This is a genomic window from Opitutales bacterium (genome assembly GCA_013215165.1).
GTDB lineage: Bacteria > Verrucomicrobiota > Verrucomicrobiia > Opitutales > JABSRG01 > JABSRG01.
On sequence record JABSRG010000107.1, the window covers coordinates 1 to 5708 of the forward strand.

Here is a 5708-nt window from a genome sequence, read left to right on the forward strand (position 1 = left end):
ATAACAAAATACTTATCTGTGTATATCTGCGTAATCTGTGGTCCAGGAAAAATTCGAATTCCTATGGGATGACTGTGTCAGAATTTCTTATCAAAAAAAACTCAACTGCTGTATGCGTCCTTCACCCGTTCTGGAGTTGCCGCTCGATGCAGCGTAGGCACCTGAGAACTTACAGAGTATTTGAGCAAGAGTTGCTCGTTTTCGCGGTCGAGATAGAGCGTCTGCATCACGCGATTCTGCGCGGCACACACCTGTTCACGCTGCGTGTCACTGAGCTGAGGCAGCGCGGCACGCCAAGATCGAATCGCCTCCAGGGACTGCGTGAACGCTTCGAGCAAAGAACGCTTTTTCTCAAGAAAATCAGCATCTGGAGCCCGCTGTTCTGCTTTGAGAAAAGAGTTTTCCTCAAGAAGCAACTGATGAATCTGCTGACTCAGCTCAAGGTGGTGTTCGATGGGAGAGGTCGTTTGCATAAAAACAGATCAGTTTTGGGCCAATGCGGCGTTTTCGGACCCGGCAGCACGTGGGTATAACGAGGCCGTTGAATCGTCCTGTTTGATCAACGGGCGGTTTAAAATATCATTCAGACGCTGCTCTTTATTGAGGCTCCATTCGAGGTGTTGCTTTCTCCAGATTGCCATGTCTCTGACAAACACTAGGTCTTCCGGCAAATTATTGAGATCATCCACTTCTTCACTCCATTGGTCCATGGTGTCCAACATCGCATAGGCCTCAATCGCCTTGGGCGCCATGCGGAGGCGCTCGAAGCACAGGCCGATCTGGTATATGATCGGCGCCTGCCAGGTGACTGACTGGCTCAAAGGAGTCATCGCCTGATAAATTTTCAATGCATTGAGAAAATCCCCGCGCTCGTAGAAGGCATTGGCCATTTGGTTGCCAGTCTTTTGCTTCCAGAATAGCCACAATGCGGGGTTTTGCTCACCCACTACCTCGTTCGTGCGCAGCAAGGTGATGACCTCTTCCATAGCCGCCTGCATCTGATTCAAATTTCGATAAGACTCGGCGAGCAAATAGTGCGACTCCGGCACCTTGGCATCTCCAGGGAACATATCACCATAATCCCGAAGAACAGAGACGGCACTCTTGAAGTCATCCATCAGGAAGTGGGTATAGCCCTTCCGGAAAGTCACGGACGCGCGCTCACCGGGAGACAGTTCCAGACGCAGCAGGCGGTCATAGTAGCGTGCTGCCTGGCTATAGTCGCCCATGAGGTATTGCGTCTCTGCGATCTCGATCTGGGCCCGCGTAGACAATTCGCGATAAGTTTCGATTTGCTCCTTGGGCAATAGCAGCGAAAGGTTCAGGACAGAATAAAACTTGCGAAGCGCCGATTCAAAGGCACCCATGCCTCGGTAGATCAGGCCCAAATCCATAGAAACCATAGCAACAGAGGGATCTCGCGGATATTCTTCCAAAAATTTCTCGTAGACGACTACAATCTTTCCGTAACGGCGATGGGCCTTGCAGAGTTCGGCGAGATCCATCATCGCCTCTTTGCGTTGCTTTTGATCTAGGGGTAGCTCTTTAAGGATCGACATGTAGATACGCTCAGCGAGTTCAAAGTCCCGTGTTACCGTCGCCACTTCTGCCTGACGCATACGCCGCTTAAATTCCTCCATAGCGGCACCCTTAGTGTAATTGTGCATGAGGCCCAGTCGGGTCTTTTCATTCTCCTTAGCGGCCTGTTCGATCGCTGCTTCCCCCGCATTTTCGAGCGACCAAGACGCTTCCTCAGACGGCAAATTCGGATCGAAATTACCACTGCTGCCGATCGCACCAGTCTGGACTGCGCCATCGTTTTCGACCGCATTTTCGGCCGAACTCAGAGGGGTGTTGCTCAGCGATTCTGTTTGGCCATAAAGACTCGCAGCAAACGCGAAAACTAGAAGAGAAAAAAGATGCTTCATAGCCTAAGGGGTGCGTTCGAGCGTAGCCTCACCACGCAAAGGGGGTGCTGAAGATTGAGGGAGCTCAAAACGGAATGCCCCCCCCTCCTCAGTGACGCCGCCCTCCTCGTTGGGAGTAATATTTCGGAGATATAGAAGGATTTCGTCTGGATTCAGGATCCCAGTCTCCGAATAGACGGCATTGATATTCTCCTGGCTGATCGGCGCTTCAATCACTTCTTCCTCAACAGGCTCAGCACGCTCAATCAGCACCTCCTCAACGACCGGCTCAGGTTCTGGAGCTAGGATGACCTCCATCTCGTCAGCTTCATCGATAGGCTCGGGTTCCTCTTCCTCCGGAAAGCCTCCCAATCCACTGAAGGGAATGAGGTCGGCACGATCAAACGGAGACGGCGCCTCGGCATAACGCAGAGAGATCGGAGAAACGACACCGAGGTAGCCGTCTACTACAGACTCATCGTGATGATCCAGCCCTAACCAATTCGAAACATGACGTGCATCGTGTCCCGGATGCCCATGTATAATCCCACTCAGAAAAAGCATACTGAGGATACAATAAAGCAGCTGACAGCGCATCGCGTACATGGTTGATGCCCCATAAGTCGCACCAGCAAGCCTCAGCTTTAATCAAACGAAAAAGTTTGATGAACCGCTGAAAGCGCAGAAAGGTCGCGGAAAAAAGTTCGTAGGGTGATCGCGACAGCGATTGCCAGAGGACCGGTAGAAATTGCACTGGAGCAACCTGGCAACATCCAGCCAGACTCAAAAACAACCACTTCCGCGCATTTCTGCGCTTTCCGCGGCTGAACATAAAAAAAACCGGCCTGAAGCAAATAGAAAAAGTTTTGATGGGCCGCAGAAGACGCGGAAAGAACGCGGAATATATTCTGTCAAATCAAGACGACAGCGATTGCCCTCGTATGGATCAAAGTCCAAGACAAACTATCCCTAGTAGGCTGGTGGAAAGGCCTCTGAAATAACTCAAGAAACTGATCTGCGGCTAAGGTAGATCGGTGCAACAAATACGCACGCTTTGGCAAAGCATCTCTACCCACCCAACCCGGGTGAACGCAGACATCGCTGGTAGAGGCGTATCGCCGAGACGCCCTGCTGTTGCGCTACGATCTATACAGCGGATACAAATCGTTCACAAAATGCCCCAATACGAGCCACGGAAAGCGCAGAAAGAACGCGGGATTTATTTGTAGAGTGATCGCGACAGCGATTGCAAGGGGTAGAAAATCAAGTCTATTAGCCTTAAATATCTCTCGAAATCCAACTAATTTCAAGCACACCCGCTTCCGCGCATTTCTGCACCTTCCGCGGCTAAATAAAAAACGTAGCCTCGAACACACACTGCTACACTAGATCACTGACAGACGCAGGAATACTCCAACCGCGATGTTACCGCCAATTCCAACAACAACAATCCTGTGACAAAACAAAAACCCCCTGGAATCCAGGAGGTTTTTTTAGAATGGTTGATCCGGAGAAAGTAATTAGATTCCTGTCGTCCCAGGCGTGCCAGTAACCGGGGGGGCAGGAACATCAAGCGTTGTCCCGGGAGATCCCGGAGTGAGATCCGGAGTGACGCTGGGCAGTGTAGGCTGAAAGGTTTGCTGCGCGGGGGGAGGACCATCTCCATCATCCCCATCGGATGGAGCCTCATCAGCAGGCACCTCCGAGGATTCCTGTCCGTCATTGTCATCATCTGCTACCACGCCTGCAATAAATCCAACCGTAGGAATTGATGCAGAAGGTTCAGCAATTGCGCCGGTCACCAAATTCACCGGAGCAAATGCATTTTCAGTATTTGCAGTCAGTTGAACATTTGCGAGCGGGGTATTCACAGAAGCCTGTCCTGTCAAAACGTGAAATCCGATCAAATTAACGTTTGTCAGTGAAGTGGAAAATTCAGCCACGCCGTCGAAGGCGATATTAACGGAATCATTCAATAATATCTCGCCCAATCCCGAGACCTTAGTCAAATTTGCGTCCTCAATGGGTGTATAATCAAAACTAGCGGCAATCGTTTTGTTCTGAAACAGATTCGTTTCAATGTTGAACGACTCTACTTGAACATCTGTGAGCGCCTTTAAAAGAAAGGTAGCCTGTGAGAATGCAAATGTGGGTATCAAAGCGACAAGAAATAGTGCTGTTTTCGGAATCTTCATGTGCTCATCGGAAATTGAACAACAAATTCTTGGGTGCAAGCACAAAAGTATATCTTTCACCAGTTATCTTCAAAACACTTCATGTTTGATAACTTGTTATTGGTAAGATATTTAAAAACCTATCACTTCGTAGGTATCAGCGCTCTCCGAGGATTCAGCTGTTTCGCAGGTCGGCGCTTGAATCTTTCCGTTCTGGCTTCTCGCAACTCATCGCATACGCCTTTTGCCTCGTCGTATGCTGGTGGTGCAGGGTGATCGCGACAGCGATTGCCAGGGGGCCGGAAGTCAAGGCTGTCAGCCTACATTACCTAGCCAAATCTAGCCCCATTCAAAAATACTCACTTCCGCGGATTTCTGCGCTTCCCGCGGCTGACCAAAAATATACTGGCCTGAAGCAAACAGAAAAAGTTTTGATGAGCCGCAGAAGGCGCGGAATATATTTTGTCGAATCAACACGGTGCGATTGCATTCGTATGGATCAAAGCCCAAGACAAGCAACGGCTGTCGCCATCGCTCTACCCTTCTAATCTGAACTCAAAATCAGTTTTCCGTAGACCGGGTCGCTTCCGCGCAATTCTGCGGCTTAAAGAGTAAATCAAGCTGGCTTCTGCACGACCCAAAAGCGGCAGTCGTCGCTGAACTCACATACGGCCGGGGATTCATTCGCTAATTTGGAACGCAGGGCATCGGCTTCCACCCGAAAGCCGGCTGCTTTGCACAGTGCCCTGACTTCCCGAGCCGTCGGCACATGGATGAACAAATCCCCCAGATCGGTCTTCTCGAAGCGATCCCCAAACTCCAGCAAAGCGGGATTCTGCTTTCCGCGCCGCCACGCCAACTTTTCCGACTCCCAGAAACTGCGAAATTTTGGGTTATCTCGGTCATGGGTCGTAAACACGAACCATGACCCCGGCTTGAGCACTCGGAAAATCTCCGACATGGCCTGCGCGCGCTGATCCTCGCCGGGGATTTGCATCAGTCCATTAAATCCGAAAATCGCACCGTCGAAGAGAGCGTCTTCAAAAGTGAGCTGCGTCGCATCCTCACAACGCACCGGAACTGGATACTCCATGCACCGCGCAATACGCAGCGCTGCTTTGACCATGCCCTTGGAAAAATCGGTCGCTATCATATGGCGGTAACCAAGATCGGCGAGACCAAAGCTGATTCTCCCTGCCCCACAACCCAACTCCAACAGACTCGCAGCCTTATCGGCGAATACACGCTGAAATACTAACTCCTCACTCCGCCACAATCCTACTGAAGAAGTCGCTCTGACGTAGTGATCCTTGGCGGCTTCACTATCATAGAAAGATCTGATCTGTTCAGAACTTAAGACGTCAGATTGCTGCGTTCCAGTTATCACGACACAATGATTAGAGGCTGTCTGAGTGTGGTGTCAATTCAGGGCACCGAGTTAGGAAAGTATAGGCCTCCCTAAAATTGAGCGGTTTTGTGGACCGCCTAATCAAAAATTGAAATTAAATCTGAATTCACAGTCACCCCATAGGAATCCTAATTTTTCCGAGACCAGTAGAGTAGAGAGCAACAAGCGGCTTTCGCCAACTTGTTGCTCCCCCTCATCGAACCGGACGTGCGGATTTCC

At 50.4% G+C, this 5708-nt stretch carries 5 protein-coding genes; all 5 read right to left on the reverse strand.

Going from position 1 to position 5708, the window contains the following annotated elements; translation table 11 throughout:
- Positions 1 to 101 precede the first annotated feature (101 nt).
- Entirely contained in the window at positions 102 to 473 is a 372-nt protein-coding gene (locus HRU10_14805) for a hypothetical protein (GenBank protein NRA28502.1), read from the reverse strand.
- A 9-nt stretch (positions 474 to 482) separates the two neighbouring features.
- Positions 483 to 1928: a tetratricopeptide repeat protein gene (locus tag HRU10_14810; protein NRA28503.1), complete on the reverse strand. Its 1446-nt coding sequence runs from the start codon at positions 1926 to 1928 to the stop codon at positions 483 to 485.
- Positions 1929 to 1931: 3 nt separating this feature from the next.
- Entirely contained in the window at positions 1932 to 2504 is a 573-nt protein-coding gene (locus tag HRU10_14815; GenBank protein ID NRA28504.1) for a hypothetical protein, read from the reverse strand.
- 923 nt (positions 2505 to 3427) lie between these two features.
- Positions 3428 to 4102, reverse strand: a complete 675-nt coding sequence (locus HRU10_14820; GenBank protein ID NRA28505.1) for a hypothetical protein — start codon at positions 4100 to 4102, stop codon at positions 3428 to 3430.
- A 595-nt stretch (positions 4103 to 4697) separates the two neighbouring features.
- Positions 4698 to 5468: a class I SAM-dependent methyltransferase gene (locus tag HRU10_14825; GenBank protein ID NRA28506.1), complete on the reverse strand. Its 771-nt coding sequence runs from the start codon at positions 5466 to 5468 to the stop codon at positions 4698 to 4700.
- Positions 5469 to 5708 lie beyond the last annotated feature (240 nt).

Excerpts from the sequence above, each read along its gene's own strand:
- HRU10_14810 (NRA28503.1), bottom strand. The coding sequence starts at position 1,928 with ATGAAGCATCTTTTTTCTCTTCTAGTTTTCGCGTTTGCTGCGAGTCTT.
- HRU10_14820 (NRA28505.1), bottom strand. The coding sequence starts at position 4,102 with ATGAAGATTCCGAAAACAGCACTATTTCTTGTCGCTTTGATACCCACA.
- HRU10_14805 (NRA28502.1), bottom strand. The coding sequence starts at position 473 with ATGCAAACGACCTCTCCCATCGAACACCACCTTGAGCTGAGTCAGCAG.
- HRU10_14815 (NRA28504.1), bottom strand. The coding sequence starts at position 2,504 with ATGCGCTGTCAGCTGCTTTATTGTATCCTCAGTATGCTTTTTCTGAGT.